16 protein-coding genes and 1 pseudogene are annotated in these 16046 nt (G+C 62.7%); 8 read left to right on the top strand and 9 right to left on the bottom strand.

What is annotated here, in order from left to right; all coding sequences use genetic code 11:
- The first annotated feature begins 161 nt into the window (after positions 1–161).
- The 7 genes from AC0IXR_RS12875 to AC0IXR_RS12845 all read left to right on the top strand — a co-directional run bounded on the left by AC0IXR_RS12875 (position 162) and on the right by AC0IXR_RS12845 (position 6675).
- The gene (locus tag AC0IXR_RS12875) at positions 162–860 is read left to right on the top strand and encodes a Crp/Fnr family transcriptional regulator (RefSeq protein ID WP_471760959.1); all 699 of its coding nucleotides are present in this window, start codon (positions 162–164) and stop codon (positions 858–860) included.
- A gap of 226 nt (positions 861–1086) precedes the next feature.
- Complete coding sequence (locus tag AC0IXR_RS12870) at positions 1087–2451, top strand: ABC transporter substrate-binding protein (protein WP_471761291.1); 1365 nt, start codon at positions 1087–1089, stop codon at positions 2449–2451.
- A 4-nt stretch (positions 2452–2455) separates the two neighbouring features.
- The gene (locus tag AC0IXR_RS12865; protein WP_471760958.1) at positions 2456–3364 is read left to right on the top strand and encodes an ABC transporter permease; all 909 of its coding nucleotides are present in this window, start codon (positions 2456–2458) and stop codon (positions 3362–3364) included.
- Positions 3365–3413: 49 nt separating this feature from the next.
- Positions 3414–4274 (top strand): ABC transporter ATP-binding protein, encoded by an 861-nt coding sequence (locus AC0IXR_RS12860; protein ID WP_056429554.1) that lies wholly within the window; start codon positions 3414–3416, stop codon positions 4272–4274.
- A gap of 38 nt (positions 4275–4312) precedes the next feature.
- Positions 4313–4651: a ferredoxin FdxA gene (gene fdxA / locus AC0IXR_RS12855; RefSeq protein ID WP_471760957.1), complete on the top strand. Its 339-nt coding sequence runs from the start codon at positions 4313–4315 to the stop codon at positions 4649–4651.
- A gap of 27 nt (positions 4652–4678) precedes the next feature.
- Positions 4679–5452 (top strand): ferredoxin--NADP reductase, encoded by a 774-nt coding sequence (locus tag AC0IXR_RS12850; protein ID WP_471760956.1) that lies wholly within the window; start codon positions 4679–4681, stop codon positions 5450–5452.
- Positions 5453–5658: 206 nt separating this feature from the next.
- Entirely contained in the window at positions 5659–6675 is a 1017-nt protein-coding gene (locus AC0IXR_RS12845) for a YeiH family protein (protein WP_471760955.1), read from the top strand.
- 57 nt (positions 6676–6732) lie between these two features.
- Here AC0IXR_RS12845 and AC0IXR_RS12840 read toward each other — a convergent pair whose 3' ends face one another.
- Both AC0IXR_RS12840 and AC0IXR_RS12835 read right to left on the bottom strand, forming a co-directional pair.
- On the bottom strand, positions 6733–7095 hold the full coding sequence (locus AC0IXR_RS12840; protein WP_471760954.1) for a hypothetical protein: 363 nt from the start codon (positions 7093–7095) through the stop codon (positions 6733–6735).
- Between the two features lie 57 nt (positions 7096–7152).
- Complete coding sequence (locus AC0IXR_RS12835; protein WP_471761290.1) at positions 7153–8223, bottom strand: YeiH family protein; 1071 nt, start codon at positions 8221–8223, stop codon at positions 7153–7155.
- Positions 8224–8572: 349 nt separating this feature from the next.
- On the opposite strand from AC0IXR_RS12835, the pseudogene AC0IXR_RS12830 reads away from it, so the two are divergent.
- Positions 8573–9126: pseudogene (locus AC0IXR_RS12830) on the top strand (succinyl-CoA synthetase subunit alpha); the annotation flags it as partial.
- Between the two features lie 127 nt (positions 9127–9253).
- Here the strand turns inward: AC0IXR_RS12830 and AC0IXR_RS12825 are convergent.
- The 7 genes from AC0IXR_RS12825 to AC0IXR_RS12795 form a co-directional block, all read right to left on the bottom strand.
- Positions 9254–9784: a hypothetical protein gene (locus AC0IXR_RS12825; protein ID WP_471760953.1), complete on the bottom strand. Its 531-nt coding sequence runs from the start codon at positions 9782–9784 to the stop codon at positions 9254–9256.
- A 375-nt stretch (positions 9785–10159) separates the two neighbouring features.
- Complete coding sequence (locus AC0IXR_RS12820; protein WP_471760952.1) at positions 10160–11623, bottom strand: class I adenylate-forming enzyme family protein; 1464 nt, start codon at positions 11621–11623, stop codon at positions 10160–10162.
- Positions 11624–11650: 27 nt separating this feature from the next.
- A complete protein-coding gene (locus AC0IXR_RS12815; RefSeq protein WP_471760951.1) occupies positions 11651–12382 on the bottom strand; it encodes a CoA-transferase subunit beta in 732 nt (243 codons plus the stop codon).
- Positions 12375–13202: a CoA transferase subunit A gene (locus tag AC0IXR_RS12810; RefSeq protein WP_471760950.1), complete on the bottom strand. Its 828-nt coding sequence runs from the start codon at positions 13200–13202 to the stop codon at positions 12375–12377. The genes AC0IXR_RS12815 and AC0IXR_RS12810 overlap by 8 nt, the downstream gene beginning before the upstream one ends.
- Positions 13203–13229: 27 nt before the next feature.
- Entirely contained in the window at positions 13230–13946 is a 717-nt protein-coding gene (locus AC0IXR_RS12805; protein WP_471760949.1) for an enoyl-CoA hydratase/isomerase family protein, read from the bottom strand.
- Complete coding sequence (locus tag AC0IXR_RS12800; protein WP_471760948.1) at positions 13943–15100, bottom strand: CaiB/BaiF CoA transferase family protein; 1158 nt, start codon at positions 15098–15100, stop codon at positions 13943–13945. The genes AC0IXR_RS12805 and AC0IXR_RS12800 overlap by 4 nt, the downstream gene beginning before the upstream one ends.
- Before the next feature lie 17 nt (positions 15101–15117).
- Positions 15118–15966: an IclR family transcriptional regulator gene (locus tag AC0IXR_RS12795; protein ID WP_244483658.1), complete on the bottom strand. Its 849-nt coding sequence runs from the start codon at positions 15964–15966 to the stop codon at positions 15118–15120.
- Positions 15967–16046 lie beyond the last annotated feature (80 nt).

Here is a 16046-nt window from a genome sequence, read left to right as displayed (position 1 = left end):
GGGTAGCGGACTGCTTCGTAGTTTAGAGCTGGTATAGGCTTTGCTGCATCGCCCTTCGTCACCTGCGAGGTTCAGCGATGCAGCCCACCCCCGTTCGGACGGAGACGGCCCATTTCTCTTCGGGCCTTTCGCTACTGACATCCTCCAGAGGCCCGAACCCCATGGAGGCGTTTCCGCAGCCAGCCGGCCCTCGACCGCTGCTCCATGGGCTGAGCGAACTCGAGCGTAACCTAGTGCTTGAGCAGGGTCGTCGCCGGGTCCTTTACCGTGGTGCGACGCTTTTCACCCAGGAGGCGCCGAACGACGGCATCTGGCTGATCGAGACCGGACGTATCCGCGTGTTCTACGCCGCGCCGACCGGGCGCGAGATCACCCTAGCCTATTGGTATCCCGGGAATTTTGTCGGCGGGCCCGAGGTGTTTGGAACAGGTACCCATAGCTGGTCGGGGGTGGCTGCGAGCAACTCGACTGTTCTCCATCTTCCAGGCGCGGCGCTTCGCCAACTGGTGACGAAGATCCCTGCACTGGCTTTCGGGATCATCGACGGCCTCACCTTCAAGGGCCGCTGCTATTCGGCGCTCGCTCAAATGCTCGGCACGCGATCCATCACGGATCGTCTCGCCTTCCTGCTGATGCACCTCTCAGGGCTCTACGGCGTAGAGGAGGAAGGCGGCATCTTGATTGCCGCCGATTTCACCCATGCCGATCTCGCGCACATGGTCGGCGCCACCCGCCAATGGGTCACGATCAGCCTCAAGCGGTTGACGGAGCAGGGCATCGTCTCCACCCGCCGCTCCCAGATCCTGATTCAGCGTCCCGATGTCCTTGCGCGTATGCCGGGAGTCAGGAAAGACGCTTAATTAGAATGCTTCTCGCTCAAATTTCCATCACGTCAGCGGCGGGCCAAACTTTTTGGGCAACTAATCAACTCGACATTGGTCTCTCCATTTGATCGCGATCCATCAAGCGCCCGATCATGCCCTGGATGTCGAGACGGCATTTCAGAGAACGGAGCGCATGATGACGTCGACTTGGGTTGGACGAAGTGCGGTCTCTGCAATTGCGCTGCTCGCGGCAGCCAGTGCGATGCTCGCAACCCCCGCCTGTGCCGAGACCGCTCTGACGGTCGGCATCGGCACGCAGGATACCACGACGAACACCGCCACCGTCGGCGTCATAATCCGACAGCTCAAGCTACTCGAGAAGCACCTACCGAAGACCGGCAAGTATGCCGGCGTCAAGATTAGCCTCGACTGGCAGAATTTCACCTCCGGGCCGCCGGTCACCAACGGCATGATGGCCGGCAAGCTGCAGTTCGGAGCGATGGGCGACTACCCGCTCATCGTGAACGGCTACACCTTCAAGAACAACCCAGATAGCCAGTCCGAACTCATCGCTGTCGCAGCCTACAATCTTTACGGCTCCGGCAACGGTATCGTCGTCAACAAGGAGACCGACGCGTTCTCCTTCGATGACCTGAAGGGGAAAGTCGTCAGCGTCCCATTCGGCTCAGCTGCGCACGGTATGGTGCTCAAGGCGTTACAGGACAAAGGTTATCCGCAGACTTGGTTCCGTCTGGTCAACCAGAGTCCCGAAGTCGGCTCGACCAACCTGCAGGAGAAGAAGATCGACGCACACGCCGATTTCGTCCCGTTCGCCGAATTGCTGCCGTTCCGGGGTTTTGCCCGCAAGGTCTTCGACGGCGTCGAGACCAATCTGCCGACTTGGCACGGCGTCGTGGTCCGCACCGACTTCGCCAAGCAATATCCTGAAATCGTCGATGCTTATCTGAGAGCGATCCTTGATGCACAGGCCTGGGTGAAGGCCGACCCGAAGCGCGCGGCCGAGCAGATCTCGGCCTGGACCGGTACGGATAAGGAGGTCGTCTACATCTTCCTCGGTCCGGGCGGGATCATGACGATCGATCCGACCATCAAGCCGCAACTGGTCGAGGCGGCCAAGGAAGACGTGAAGGTCCTGCAGAAGCTCGACCGCGTGAAGGAGTTCGACGTTACGTCTTGGGTAAACGACAAGCCGCTGCGTAAGGTCTTTGCCGACAGCGGGCTCGACTACGGGAAGCAGGTCGTTAGCACCTCGAATTACGAGGTTTCGGGCGAAGACGGCTTCTGCAAAAGACCCGTTTCCGATCCGCGGAAGGCCGGCGAAATCTGGGTCAAGGGCGGCAATATCTATCCCTACTCAAGTGCAGCTTGCACGCTGGGCGCTCTCAATGATCTCAAGGCCAAGGGCAAGGAGATCAACGTCGCCTACGTCTTCGATACATCGCGCGGTATCAAGCTTTTCGCCAAGGAGGCGTTCTATGCGGTCGGTGGCAAGGGAGAAATTTCCCCCTACCTGCTTAAGCGGGATGCCGAGGCTGCGGCTGAGAAATCTGGGGCGAAGGTGATGCCCTACGACGAGGCCATCAAGGCCGCTGTGTCGGGAGGTTGATCCCATGGAAGCCGCACTTCGCCAACTCTCCGAGACCGTGCCAGCGTTGACGCCTCCCGCCGAGGCACCCGCCAAAGCCAAAGCTGGACTGGCGCCCCTCCCAGCGGTCCCCACGGATCGCGTGGCACGCTGGCTCCGGCTTCATCGTAAACAGATGCGGGCAATGGCGCTCGGTTTCGTGTCGATCGCCATCTTCGTAGCAATCTGGCAGCTTCTGACTGTCAACCGTGCGACGTTCTACGTCCGTTTCACCAACGTCCCGAGCCCTGCCGACGTGCTGGACCGTGCAATCCTTGCGTTCCACAATCCCATATTTGGCGACCATATCTGGATGAGCTGCCGGAGGATTGTCTACGGCTTCACGCTGGCCAGTGCACTCGCGATTCCCCTCGGTCTGCTGATGGGCCGTTTCCAGATCCTTCGCGAGATCGTGTTTCCGATCTGCGAGTTCACGCGGCCGATCCCGGCTATCGCCTGGGTACCGATGGCGATCATGCTGTGGCCGACGAACGAGGAATCGATCGTCTTCATCACTTTCCTCGGGTCATTCTTCCCGATCCTAATCAACACCCTCCAGGGTATGGCAACTGTCGATCCGGTGCTGGTGCGAGCCGCGCGCTGCCTTGGTGCTCGGGAGGCCTCGGTCTTCCGCGAGGTCTACCTTCCGGCCTCGCTCCCGCAGATTTTCACCGGCCTGACGATCGGGATGGGCGTCGCCTGGGTCTCGCTCATCGCCGCCGAAATGATCTCTGGCCAATTCGGCATCGGTTACTTTACCTGGGAGGCATACTCCCTGGTCCAGTATTCCGACATCGCACTTGGGATGATTACGATCGGCGTCCTCGGTCTCGGATCGAGCTTCGCGATCCGTGTGCTCGGCCGCATCGTGATGCCCGGGGGGACGGCCCGCTAAGGCCGACTCCAACTCGACCTCCTGTTTCACTGGACAAAGGGGACATGCCATGGCCGGAACGGCTCGAGGCCTGATCGAGGTCCACGACTTCTGTCTGCGCTACGAGACCATGGAGGGCGCCGTCGATGCGGTCTCCGACGTCTCTCTCAACGTCCAGCCCGGCGAGTTCGTCTCGATTGTCGGTCCATCCGGGTGCGGGAAGTCAACTCTTCTGAACGCGCTTGCTGGCTTTCTGACGCCATCGGGCGGAACCGTGACCGTGGATGGCGAGGCGATCTCCGGCCCTAGCGCGGATCGGGGGATGATCTTCCAACAATACTCGCTGTTCCCTTGGAAGACCGTCCGCGAGAATGTCGAGTTCGGCCTTAAGATGAAGGGCGTTTCCCGCAGCGAGCGCGAGCGCCGGGCCCGCACGTTGCTTGGTCTCGCAGGTCTCACCCCGTTCGAGAACCACTATCCCGATCGCCTGTCCGGCGGCATGAAGCAGCGCGTCGGCATCGTGCGGGCGCTGGCCACCGGACCGCGCATCCTGCTCTTGGACGAGCCGTTCGGGGCGCTTGACGCGCAGACTAGGCTGATCATGCAGCAGATCCTCACCAACATGTGGCAGCGGTTAAAGATTTCAGTCCTTTTCGTGACGCACGACATCGACGAAGCGATCTTCCTGTCGGACCGCATCTACGTGATGACGGCCCGTCCCGGCGGCATCAAGGCCGAGGTTGCCGTGCCGTTGCCGAGGCCGCGCGAACCCTCAATGACCCTGTCATCGGAATTTCTGGGCCTGCGCCGAGGGCTGATGTCGCTTATCCGCGAGGAAAGCATCCGTGCCATGGGCGGTGAAGTTAGCCTCGATTCGCTAAAGGGGCTTGCGATCAGTCTGGAAGGACAGGATCTCTCGGCTGTTCTCTAATCGCGCCAGCATTCTGAAGAATCCAGCAAGGTTTTGTAATGACCTATGTCGTCACCGACAACTGTATCCGCTGCAAATACACTGACTGCGTCGAGGTTTGTCCGGTCGATTGCTTCTATGTCGGTGATGCCATGCTTGTGATTAATCCCGACGAGTGCATCGATTGCGGTGTCTGCGAGCCGGAATGTCCCGCCGAGGCGATCAAAGCCGATACCGAGCCGGCCCTTAACGGTTGGCTTGCCCTCAACGCAAAGTATTCCGCTATTTGGCCGAATATCAGTGAAAAGCTCGACCCGCTCGCCGACGCAGCTGAGTGGGACGGACGTAGCGGCAAGCTCGAAGTCGTCTTCGGCGTCTCCGACCCGGCAGCCGCATGATTTCGTTTAGACGCCGCAGGTGATGTCATGAGCAAGTATCTCGAAGAACGGGTTCTCAACGTCCATCACTGGACCGACACGCTGTTCTCCTTCCGCACCACCCGTGACCCCGCGTTCCGCTTCCGCAACGGCGAGTTCGTGATGATGGGAATCGAAGTCGAGGGCCGCCCGCTGCTGCGCGCCTACAGCGTGGTCTCGGCCAATTACGAGGAAGAGCTCGAGTTCTTCTCGATCAAGGTCGAGAACGGCCCGCTCACCTCCCGGCTGCAGCACCTCAAGGTCGGGGACCCGATCATCGTCGGCAAGAAGCCCACCGGGACGCTGGTGCTCGACAATTTGATGCCGGGCAAGAACCTCTATCTCCTCGGCACCGGCACCGGCCTCGCGCCGTTCATGTCGATCATCAAGGACCCGGAGACCTACGAGCGCTTCGAGAAGGTCGTTCTCGTCCATGGTTGCCGACAGGTCTCGGAACTCGCCTATGGCGAGACGATCACGCAGGACCTGCCCAACCACGAGTTCCTCGGCGAGGTCATCTCCGCCGGCCTGATCTATTACCCCACGGTCACCCGCGAGCCCTTCCGCAACCGCGGCCGGATCACCGACCTGATGACCTCCGGCAAGCTGTTCGAGGATATCGGCCTGCCGCCGATGTCGGTGGAGAACGACCGGTTCATGCTGTGCGGCTCGCCGGACATGATCCGTGACACTCGCGAGATGCTGACCAGCGGCGGTTACGTGGAAGGCAACCATGGTGAGGCCGGCCACTACGTCATCGAGAAGGCCTTCGTCGAGAAGTGAGCCTTCGTTTCAACGACCCGGAAATAGATGCCCTACTCAAGGAAACGTGCCGATTGCTCGAACAGAGTGCGTACGAGCAGCGTCCGGAGATCGTCCACGCCGGTGCAACTGGGCCCGTTGATCCACTCGCGCCGAGCCCGCGAGACCGTCGCGCCAGAAAGAGGCAGAGTGTCATCCGAGCCTGCTGGGTATGGGTCGTCTCGCGCATGCTGGGCATCGCATTTTGCACTGGTCTCGCATTCATCTCGTTCCAGCTTGTCGAACTCGAGCGAGGTGTCTTCGGTCAGCCCTATCTCGACGCTTTGATTATCGCGATTCTGGTTGGGGCAGCGATACGAACCGCTTGGCATCCCGCCTCCGGCTTCCAGCCGGGCATCCAGTTCAGTGCAAAGCCTCTTCTCGAATTCGCCGTAGCGCTTCTCGGCGCCTCTGTGAGCATCGGCGAGATTGTTGCAACGGGACCGCTTTTGGTGACCGGGATCATTGCCGTAGTCGTAATCTCGATCGGTGCGGGATTGTGGATCTGCAAAGCGCTTCGTGTCCCGATCCGGATGGCGATCCTGATCGCTTGCGGCAACGCGATCTGTGGAAACTCAGCCATCGTGGCGCTCGCACCCGTGATTGGAGCAGACGAACAGGACGTCGCCGCCTCGATCGCCTATACTGCACTTCTCGGGGTGCTCCTGGTGGTCGCGCTTCCCTGGTTCGGTCCACCGCTGAACCTCAGCCAGCACCAGTACGGCGTTTTTGCTGGCCTGACCGTGTACGCGGTTCCGCAGGTCATTGCTGCAACCTCGCCGGTAGGACTCGTTAGCACGCAGGTCGGCACTTTGGTGAAGCTAGTACGAGTGCTGATGCTCGGGCCCATGGTAATGGCCTTCACGATATTAGCACCCCGGCTGGTCGGCGGCAGTGCCAATAGGTCGGCCCCACCTGTCCAGCACACGCGCTTCGCTCTCTCCAAGCTGGCGCCCTGGTTCATTCTCGGATTTCTAACCCTCGCCGCTTTGCGGTCCCTCGAACTTATCCCGTCTTCGCTTGCGACGCCGATCTCTGACTTAGCCGCCACGCTGACCGTCGTCTCCATGGGAGCACTTGGCCTCGGGGTGGATTTGCGGGCGGTCATACGTGTCGGACGGCAAATCGCATTGGCGGTATCGGCATCCTTGGCCGTGCTCATCCTAATCAGCTTCGCCCTGATCGCGATGATGCCAAATAGCTGACGCCGCTCTCGCCCGAGCATTGGTTGACCGCCGTGATCTCGACGAGGTCGAGCCTTTTCAGGTCGGCGAGGGTGAACGACAGGTGTGTGTGTTGACCTTGCCCTTGATCTCGAGGCGGTACATTTCGAGATCGATCTCGCTGGGCAGGCCGGCGAGGTGATAGCGCACGAAGAAGGCGTCGTTGGACGTGATCGGACCCTCGTCGAACATCGAGAACGGCGTCTCGAGTTGCGGCGGCCGGCTCGTCATCTGGATGAGTGGGCGTTTACCCGGATACTTCACGAGGGCGCGCTCGCTATTGCCGAACGGCAACGTGACGTCGTCGGTGCCCGCCCCTTTGGCAGAGCGCCCTCCGAGTTGTCCCGCCGGGGCGAGAACGGCGGCGCTGGCTCCGCGCAGGACGTAGCGTCGATGCAACATGGCTTCCTCCATCGTTTTCGGCCCTGTTTCGGCGGTCATGTCTGTCGAAATTTGCCCTCAGCCGAGCCGAAGTAGGTGGATCAGTCCGAGGCTGATTAGCAGAAGCAGCACGAGCGACAGCGTCACGGCTGCCGTGACGCGACCGCCGACGCGCCCGATCACGCGCACGTCGACGCCGAGCCCGAGGGCGGCCATCGAGACGACGGTGAGGTAGCCGGCGATCTTCGTGATCGGCCCAAGCGCGACGTCTGGCACCAGGCCGAGCGAGCGGCAGGCCGCGAGGATGAGGAAGCCGAGGATGAACCACGGCACTAGCTTGAGCGGATCGAACGTGCGGGACTTAGCCGGATCGCCCTGGGTGCCGCCGAAGCGCGGGGCGAGAAGCGAGAGGCCGACGACGATCGGGCCGAGCATGAGCACACGTACGAGCTTGACCAGCGTGCCGATCTGAGTCGCGACGAGACCGGCTGGGACGGTGGCCGCAAGGACCTGCGGTACTGCGTAGACGGTGAGGCCGGCGAGGATTCCATACTGGCTCGCGCCCAGCCCCAGTAGCGGGATCAGGAGCGGCAAGCCCAGCACCATCAGAACGCCCAGGATCGCGGTGAAGGAGATCGAGGACGCGATGTCGTCGCTGCTCGCTCCGATCACCGGGGCCACTGCCGCGATCGCAGAGTTTCCGCAGATCGAGTTGCCGCAGGCGATGAGGATCGACATCCGCACGGCGAGGCCAAGCATACGGCTGATCGCGAAGCTCGCGGCGATCGTCACAATCACCGTCGCGACGATCGCGGCGAGTAGAAGCGGGCCGGAGGCGACGATCGCCGCAAAGCTGATCGAGGCGCCGAGCAACATCACCGCGACTTCGAGCAATTGCTTTGCACTGAAAGCGATGCCGGAGCGCCAGAGGGGGCTCGGCTGCCAGAACGTCCGGATCGCCATGCCTAGCAGGATCGCGATGACGAGGGCCTCGATATAGGGGTGCTCGAAGGCGCCCTCCTCCAGATGCTGCAGGCCGAGCGAGGCGAGGGTCACCGTGATGCAGAGCGCGATGCCCGGTGCCAAGGCCGTGAAGCGCCCCATGATCGGATGCGGCGATTTCGGCGTCACGAAACGATTATCCTGCAGCATTGTCACCCCTCGGCGCCGAGCCACGGCGCCGTTCTTCCTATGTCTTCATAGCAATTATTTGCTGAAGCGTACCCTGCTTCGAGAACGATCTTCCAATGGTGTCCTAAATAATAGAACTTTCTTCGAATATGTGAGTCTGTACCCATTGACGGGCTTCAGGACACGCTGGATCGGACAGTGCAGCCTGGCGGTTTCTGGGGCCCCTCCACATGGCGGAGGCCTTGCTGAAGAGGCCCGCGAAGGCTCAATAGGCACAGATGAGCTAAGACCCATTGGCGACGGAATACTGCAGCAGCACGGTCGCAATGATCGGTGTCAGCCCGCTCGCGAAGATTTCGTCTGGAACGTCATCGCGATCCATCACGCGGCTTCGACGAACTATACCTGCATCATCGGCCCGAACACCGCAGGCATTGTCACCCCGGGCGAGGGTTTCGTCAGCATCATGTCTAGGCACAACCCGAACATTTTCCAGCCGCGCGAGTTCGGCGTGATCTCGCGCTCCGGCAGCCTCGGCACGCTGATCTGCCTCAACCTGACTAGGGCTGGGATCGGCCAATCGACCTTCCTCGGCATCGGTGGCGATCCGATGATTGGCACCACGACTCGCGACGCGCTGAAGGCCATCGAAGAGGATCTGCGGGCCCGTGCGGTAGTGCTGGTCGGCGAGATCGGCGGCGCGATGGAAAGGCGACGGCGGAATACGCCTCAGGCATGTCGAAGCCCGTCGTGTCCTTCATCGCGGGACGCGCCTCCCGACCGGGAGTGAAGATGGGCCATGCCGGGGCGATCGTGTTGGGCACAGTGGGAAGCTACGACGGCAACCGCCGCGCGCTCGTGGCAGCTGGCGTCGACGTTGCCGATACGCCGACAGAGATCCGAGGCCTGCTCGAAGCCGGACCCGGGGGGCCACCACCCAATCGACAGCAATGGTACTCAGGGCCAGAGTCACAGACCGAAGACCCTGCGTCGAAAGCGCCGCGGGCCTGTCAGCCCGCGGCGCTTTCGACGTTGAAATGTCAGCAGTTTATGCGCCGACGATCATCTTAAGGTGACTGACTAGCGAGGCGACCGTGCCGAATTTCTCGGCGAAGTCCGGATCGAAATACACGGCGCGCGCGGCGACGATCACGACGACCATCGCCCAAAAAAGGCCGGTGCCCGAACGCAACGCGATCCGCGAAGCGGCGCCGGGACGATCTTGGTCGCAACCCTGTGCGACGGGCTCGCCGTAGGGGTCGAATTGAATGGGACGCATGACGATCACGAGTGCTTGATGGCTGCTTTCTAGATCGTCACAGCATAGCCTCAGAGCAATGGCGGCGATTTCTATATTTAAGTGGCGATGGAGAGAGTCCTTCTCCCTGCTGAATCCGTTAGAGAATATTTCACTCGAACACGTCTTCCAGTCCTGTTTGAAGCCCTTGAGGAACGCCACTAGATTGGGCGCCAGCGCGTTGCAAAGATAACTGCCCTCCTGGATGATCGCCGTCGGTAGGCTGACAGGCGCGATGCGCCAGGCGGCCGACGAGAACCCCGATTCCGTCACGGCGAGCACGCCCAGTGGATCGCCTTATGCGGCGTCGAGCCCCAAGGCGGACACCATTGCTGCCGGACGATGGCTGAGGATGCGCGCCAGACCCTGCTCAATCGCGGCGAGCCACCCGTAATCGCCGGCGCCAGGGGGCAGTGGAAAGTTGAGGCTGAAGCCGTCGCCTGCCCCATCCCGGTCTCGTCGGCGAAGCCTGCGAAGAACGGGAAGTCGTTGGCTGGATCGGCTAGGACCGAAACGGTCAGCATGCGAAATCATTGTCCCGCGCCGGAAGAATAATTCGAGGTCGTGCCGCGTCGCCGACAGTTTCGAGGCTATCCGCATGATGACATCCCACTGCCAGAAGGCTCTTTTGCCTATCTGCCCTCAGAGGATGATGGCTCAGGCGTTCAGCAGGCTCCGCAACGACTTGCGGTCGGTTTTGCCGACTCCGTTCGTGGGAAGCACGTCGAGGCTGCGGATTTCGGCCGGAACGTAGATCCGCGCGAGCGAGCCGCGGATGAAGTCCTTGAGGCCGGTCTCGTCGAGAATCTCCCCGTCGCGCAGCACCACGAAGGCGACCGGCACCTCGCCGAGATCGGCATCCTGAGCGCCGACGACGCAGCAATCGCGTACCGCTGGGTGGGTCGCGAGCTGCCGCTCGATCAGGGCCGGCGAGATGTTTTCTCCCCCACGGATGATCACGTCCTTGATCCGGCCGGTGATCGCCAGGAAACCGTCTTCGTCGAAGCGGCCCAGATCGCCTGTGCGCAGCCAGCCATCGACGATAGGCTGCTCCGCGCTGCCGAGATAGCCAGTCATCAAGGCTGGCCCGGTGATCCGGATCTCGCCTTCCCTGCCTTCGGGAACCGGCTCGTTCGTAACCGGATCGAACAACGAAACCGTCTGGCCCGCTAGGACCGTCCCGATCGTTCCAAGCTTGCGTCGCTCCGGCGGGTTCATTGTCGAGGTGCAGGTCGCCTCTGATAGGCCGTAGGAAACGATGAGGGGTACGCCGAAGGCCTCCTCAATCTGCTTATGGAGGACCGGTGTGATCGGGGCCGAGCCGCAGCGCAGGAACTTCAGCGAAGGAAAACGCTCACCCGGTATCAGGTGGGGCAGCATCCGCGCGTAGATCGTCGGGACGCCCGTTAAGTAGGTCGGTCGGTCGTTGCGAAGATGCGCGAGGGTCATCTCCGGCTTGGATCGGTCAAGCAAGATTAAGCTCGCTCCGGCTAGGAAGGGCACGATCAGCTGATTGTTGACACCGTTGGTGTGATAGAGCGGCATGACGTGGAGCAGCCGGTCAGTCGACATGGTGCCCGTGTGCTGCACGACGCCATCGGCGTTGCAAATCAGCGCACCATGGCAAAGCAGCACGCCTTTGGGTCGGCCGGTGCTGCCTGAGGTGAACAGCAGCATGGCGTTGTCGTGGGGTTCGAGCGCCTCGTCGATGAAAGCACCCTCCCCCTCGAGGTCGCTTAGGGGGCGGATCGCCAGGCGCGTCTGTGCCGAAATGTCGAAGCGGCCGATTAGCGTCTCGTCCACCACGAGGTGGCGCATGCCGACCACGTCTGCCTGTTCCGCAACGATGTCGGGAGCGAGGCCGGGTTCGAGGAAGCTGACGCAGGCGCCGGCCTGCATCGCGCCGAAATAGGCCGCGATGGCGTCGACCGATTTCGGAGCGATCACGCCGACCATCGCGCCGCGACTGACGCCCCAGGTGCGGAATCCCGCCGCGAAGCCATCGATCCGAGTCTGGAGATGGGCGTAGCTGACCGGTTCCGGAGCGATGATCGCTGTCAGGCTGGCTGAAGCATGGCGCGTCATCGCCTCGCGGAGGCGTGCGCTGATCGACTCGGCCATGACGGATCCTCCCGATTGTTCTTAGGCTCAGCGCAGCTTGATCGCCGCGTTGCGTTCGAAGTCGCCGTCCGCATCGAGCGTGGACAGCGCGGCCGCTTCCGCGTCGGTCGGCGGAGCCGTGGGCTCGGCACCGTCGGCCTCGAAGGCGAAGCCAGTGCGGGCACGGACCTCGTCGAGGCTCGCCGCCGGATGCCAAGAGGACAGGACGAGGCGTCCCTCTCGCTTCATGAACACCGCGATAGGCGTCACCACCCCGTGCATACCGCCGGATGCCGTGATAAAGTCGAGGGTCTCGACAAGCGTCCTGATCGAGTGCTCAGTGCGCCAGGTGACGGCCCGCCTGGCGGTCGGGAGCATCACCGCGCCGCCGCCGCCGCCGGGCAGCCGGACCTTCGGCGCGTGCCAATCCCCGATCACCGAGACGTTGGTGCGCCCGAGCCCGTCGACCTGGGCCGCGCCGAGGTAGCAGAGGTCCATTTGGCCTCGGGTGCAAAGGTCGTAGAAATCCTCGTTGGAGAAGATCGAGCGCGAGCCCTCTGCCAGTACTGGGTCGGAACTCGAAATCGGAACCTTTGACGGGCGCGGATCCACGCCGCCAGCGACGTTGATGTAGGTGTAATCGAAATCGTAAGCCTGCTTGGCGACGAGGCAAGCCAGCATCGGCAACGCCGAGTTCACACCGCTGAAGGTGATCTCGCGGGGGCGGACGAACCGGGCGAGGTTCGTGACGATGTAGGAGAAGCCCGACCATTCACGCATGGGCCGCCTCCCGTGCCTCGGGGGCAGAGTCGAGGTGCTGTTTCAGCACGGCCGCGCCATCTTTCATGTACGCTTCCACGGCCGGGTAATCGACCTCGTAATGGGGCCAGCACGAGCCCGGCCAGGCTCCGTTCTCGACCACGCTGATTGCTTCGACGAGGAAATGGGGAATCAGCGTCAGCTCTGGCTGCTCGCGGAAGGAAGCGCTCGGTGCAAGCTTTTCGGCGACCACCAGCACGCGCTTGGCGGACCGGCTCATGATCCGGTCCCAATGCGAGGTGCCGTAGACGCGGACATCGCCCTCCTCGCTGACTTCGTTGGCCATGATCACCGCGAAATCCGGCGTGATCTTCGGAATGGCATAGACGGACTCGCCTGTGCCGTAGGGGTCTTCGATCTGCTTCCAGCCGTTCAGCCCTGGCAGATCGGAGCCATGGATGCCGCCACAGGGCATGAACGGCACGCCGAAAGCCGAGGCGCGCAGGCCCGCCGTCAGGGTTGCGCAGGCATGCTCCTCTAGCCTGATCTCGCCCCTCTCGACCGCTTTCCGGTACCAGGGCGCGAGGCCGAAATTGCCTTCCATGGCGACGATGCCGGCCCGGGCTCGCGCCAGCGCGCCGGCGCGGCACAGGATGTCGATGTCGTAACCCGGGGATTGCTTGACGACTTCGAGGTCCTTGCGACCCTGGCGGATCAGTTCGCGCACCAGGGCGAAGGGGCCGCGGTGCAGAAAGCTGCCGCCAAGAGCCAGCGAGTTGCCATCGGCGACGAGGGCCGCGAGCTCCGTCAGAGGAATGATTTTCGATGAGTGCGAAGCCACGTCGGCTCTCCAGATCGGTGTTTCGTCTCAGGCGCGATAGGCCCGGATCCGTTCCTTCAGCCCCGGCCGCGCGGCCGAGGTGACGAGGTCGGCGAGATCCATCGCCCGCGTGTCGGTAGAGGTGGCAGCGATGAGGTCGGCGTTCGCTTCTACGGATAGCCGCACCGAGGTCGCAGCGGCCGTCGCGACGACCTCGTCCCAGTCCTCCTTCGGCGCGGCCTTCGTGAGGAAGCCGGCGGCCAGCGCTTCGGTCGTGTCGAAAGCCTGGCCTTCCTCCAAGACCTGCCGGGCCAGCGCGTTGCCGACCCGCTCGGCGTATCGGCGCGTGCCAAGCACGAGCCCGAAGGACAGGCCCGGCATCCGGAAGGTCGCGCCGGGATCGGCGACGCGCCGGCCAGAGGAGCAGATCAGGTCGACGCCCGCGCCGAAATTCCGGCCATGCGCGAGGGCGAGAGTGTCGAAGGGCGCGTGATAGACCGCCTGCAGCAACTGTTCGATCCGGACAAAACGCATGACGAGATCGCCTTCGGAAAGATCCTCGTAGCCACCGAAATCGAAGCCGGCACTGAAGTTGCGCCCGTTGCCCTTGAGGACGAGCAGGCGCACATCGGATGTGCTCGCCTGCTGGATCTGGTCGAGCAGCGACTCGACGAGCGGTGCCGAGAGCGCGTTCATCTTGTCGGGACGGTTGAGTGTCAGGGTCAGCATGGCGCCGTCCCGCGCGATCAGAAGCTCGTCCATCATGCGCTCTTCGCGATAACGGCCGCGGCAGTACCGAACACCTCGTCATTATGTTCGCCGAGCGCCGGAGGGTCGCGGTAGATTGGGAAACCTTCACCCGAGAATTTCAGCGGCGAGACGAATGTGCGCGTCTCGACACCCGAGGGCAGCGTTACGGGCTGGACCCAGCCCATATGCGCGACCTGCGGGTCGGCGAGCGCCTCGGCATAGCTGTTGATCGGCGAGCAAGGCACGCCGGCCTTCCGGAAGCGTTCGAGCAGGTCTGCGCAGGAATGGGCGGCGAAATCCCGTTCGAGAATCTCGAGTAGTTCGGTCTGATGATCGGCGCGAAGGGCACTTGAGGCGAAGCGCGGATCGTCGATCAGGTCCGGCCGTTCGATGGCCTTGCAGGCCGCGCGATAGAGCGCGTTGTTGCCCGCGGCCATAGCGAAGTAACCGTCCTGGGCGCGGAAGGCCTGATAGGGAGCGTTGCGCGGATGGGCGGAGCCGAGACGCTCCGGGGCCTTGCCGCTGCCGAAATACTGGCTCGTCTGGAGAGCGCCCATGGCGAGCGAGGCCCCGAACATCGATGCGTCGATATGCGTACCTCTGCCGCCGGCGCCCACCTGCAGCAGCGCGGCCGCAATGGCGTAGGCGGCATAGAGGCCAGTCCCGAAATCCGAGATCGGCACTCCGCATTTCACGGGTGGCGCCCCCGGCTCGCCGGTCACGCTCATGACTCCGCTCATGGCCTGGAGCGTCAGGTCGAATCCGGCCTCGCGCGAGCGTGGACCCTCCTGGCCGTACGCCGAGATCGAGCAATAGACGAGCTTGGGCTGGTCGGTGCTCACGGTAGCGTAGTCGAGGCCGAGCCGCTGCATTACGCCGGGGCGGTTGTTCTCTAGCACAACGTCCGCGGAGCGGATCAGATCGCGCGCCTGAGTGTTCCCGGCGGGATCCTTGAGGTCGAGGGTCACCGAGCGCTTGTTGCGGTTGAGCGAGGCGAAGTTCTCGCTGTAGCCTGCGCTGATTGGAGGCCATGCCCGCATGGTGTCGCCGCCATCCGGGTTCTCGACCTTGATGACGTCGGCGCCCATGTCGGCGAGCAGCATGGCGCAGAACGGACCGGCAGCGACGCTGCAGAATTCGATGACGCGGATACCGGAAAGCGGTCCCAAAGCCTGTCCTCCTGAAATCAAGCGGGTTCGCGCATCACGCCAGTGCGGATGATCCGCGGCGCGAGGTCGATGGGGTTGTAGCCAAGAGCGCGTGACAACCCGCGGGCGGCGTCGACGACCACATCGCTAAAGCGTCGTAGAGCCGCCGGATCAAGCCGATCCGAGGGGCCGGAAATACCAATCGAGGCGATGGGCTTGCGCATCGCGTCATGGACGATGGCGGCCAATCCGCAAACGCCCTCGCGCCACTCGCCCCGGTTGATCGCGAAGCCCTGCACCCGCACCTGCTCCAGCTCGCGCCGCAGCATGTCGAGGCTGGTGATGGTGCGCGGGGTATACGTCGGGAGCGGATCGGTAAGATGCGCCAGCGCCTCCTCCTGGTAGGCGAGCAGCGCCTTGCCGGAGGCGACGCAATAGGCCGGAGCCCGGCCACCGATCGAGGAATAGGCCCGCACCGGATGCGGGCTCTCGATCTTGTGCAGGTAGATCACCTCTGCCCTGTCGAGCAGCGACAGGTGGATCGTCTCTTGGGTCTGGTCCGCGAGCGAGCGCATGAAACGCTCGGCGACCTGCCGCACATCGACCCTGGCTAGGACTGAACTTGCCAGCTCGAAGAGCTTCAGGGTGCACTCGTAGGCGCCACCCGGAGTCGCGCGGACATAACCCGCCGCGACCAAGGTCTGCAGCGTGCGGTGGACGTTACTTTTGGTCAAGTCGAGAGCCCGGGCGAGCTCGCTGACGCCGCGCGGCGCCTCACTAGCCGCGAGGTGTTCAAGAACGGTCAGGCCTTTAAGAAGTGTGCTGTCCATCGTTCCAATATTCAATACGGCGTCCTGAATAAACTCATACCGCTGGCGTATCTGCATGGTCAAGTCGGTTGGGGGAGAAAATTGAACAATGCTTCTTAATATTACTCAATGTACCTAAATTCATGCACGATGGTTCC

This window comes from Methylobacterium sp. AC832, from assembly GCF_979256025.1.
The sequence above is the reverse complement of the archived record's forward strand: the minus strand, read 5'-3'. Positions and strand labels throughout refer to the sequence as shown.

What these genes read in the sequence shown, in the direction of transcription:
- AC0IXR_RS12875 (WP_471760959.1), top strand. Translation starts at nt 162, where the DNA reads ATGGAGGCGTTTCCGCAGCCAGCCGGCCCTCGACCGCTGCTCCATGGG.
- AC0IXR_RS12870 (WP_471761291.1), top strand. Translation starts at nt 1,087, where the DNA reads ATGCTCGCAACCCCCGCCTGTGCCGAGACCGCTCTGACGGTCGGCATC.
- AC0IXR_RS12865 (WP_471760958.1), top strand. Translation starts at nt 2,456, where the DNA reads ATGGAAGCCGCACTTCGCCAACTCTCCGAGACCGTGCCAGCGTTGACG.
- AC0IXR_RS12860 (WP_056429554.1), top strand. Translation starts at nt 3,414, where the DNA reads ATGGCCGGAACGGCTCGAGGCCTGATCGAGGTCCACGACTTCTGTCTG.
- fdxA (WP_471760957.1), top strand. Translation starts at nt 4,313, where the DNA reads ATGACCTATGTCGTCACCGACAACTGTATCCGCTGCAAATACACTGAC.
- AC0IXR_RS12850 (WP_471760956.1), top strand. Translation starts at nt 4,679, where the DNA reads ATGAGCAAGTATCTCGAAGAACGGGTTCTCAACGTCCATCACTGGACC.
- AC0IXR_RS12845 (WP_471760955.1), top strand. Translation starts at nt 5,659, where the DNA reads ATGCTGGGCATCGCATTTTGCACTGGTCTCGCATTCATCTCGTTCCAG.
- AC0IXR_RS12840 (WP_471760954.1), bottom strand. Translation starts at nt 7,095, where the DNA reads ATGTTGCATCGACGCTACGTCCTGCGCGGAGCCAGCGCCGCCGTTCTC.
- AC0IXR_RS12820 (WP_471760952.1), bottom strand. Translation starts at nt 11,623, where the DNA reads ATGGCCGAGTCGATCAGCGCACGCCTCCGCGAGGCGATGACGCGCCAT.
- AC0IXR_RS12815 (WP_471760951.1), bottom strand. Translation starts at nt 12,382, where the DNA reads ATGCGTGAATGGTCGGGCTTCTCCTACATCGTCACGAACCTCGCCCGG.
- AC0IXR_RS12805 (WP_471760949.1), bottom strand. Translation starts at nt 13,946, where the DNA reads ATGATGGACGAGCTTCTGATCGCGCGGGACGGCGCCATGCTGACCCTG.
- AC0IXR_RS12795 (WP_244483658.1), bottom strand. Translation starts at nt 15,966, where the DNA reads ATGCAGATACGCCAGCGGTATGAGTTTATTCAGGACGCCGTATTGAAT.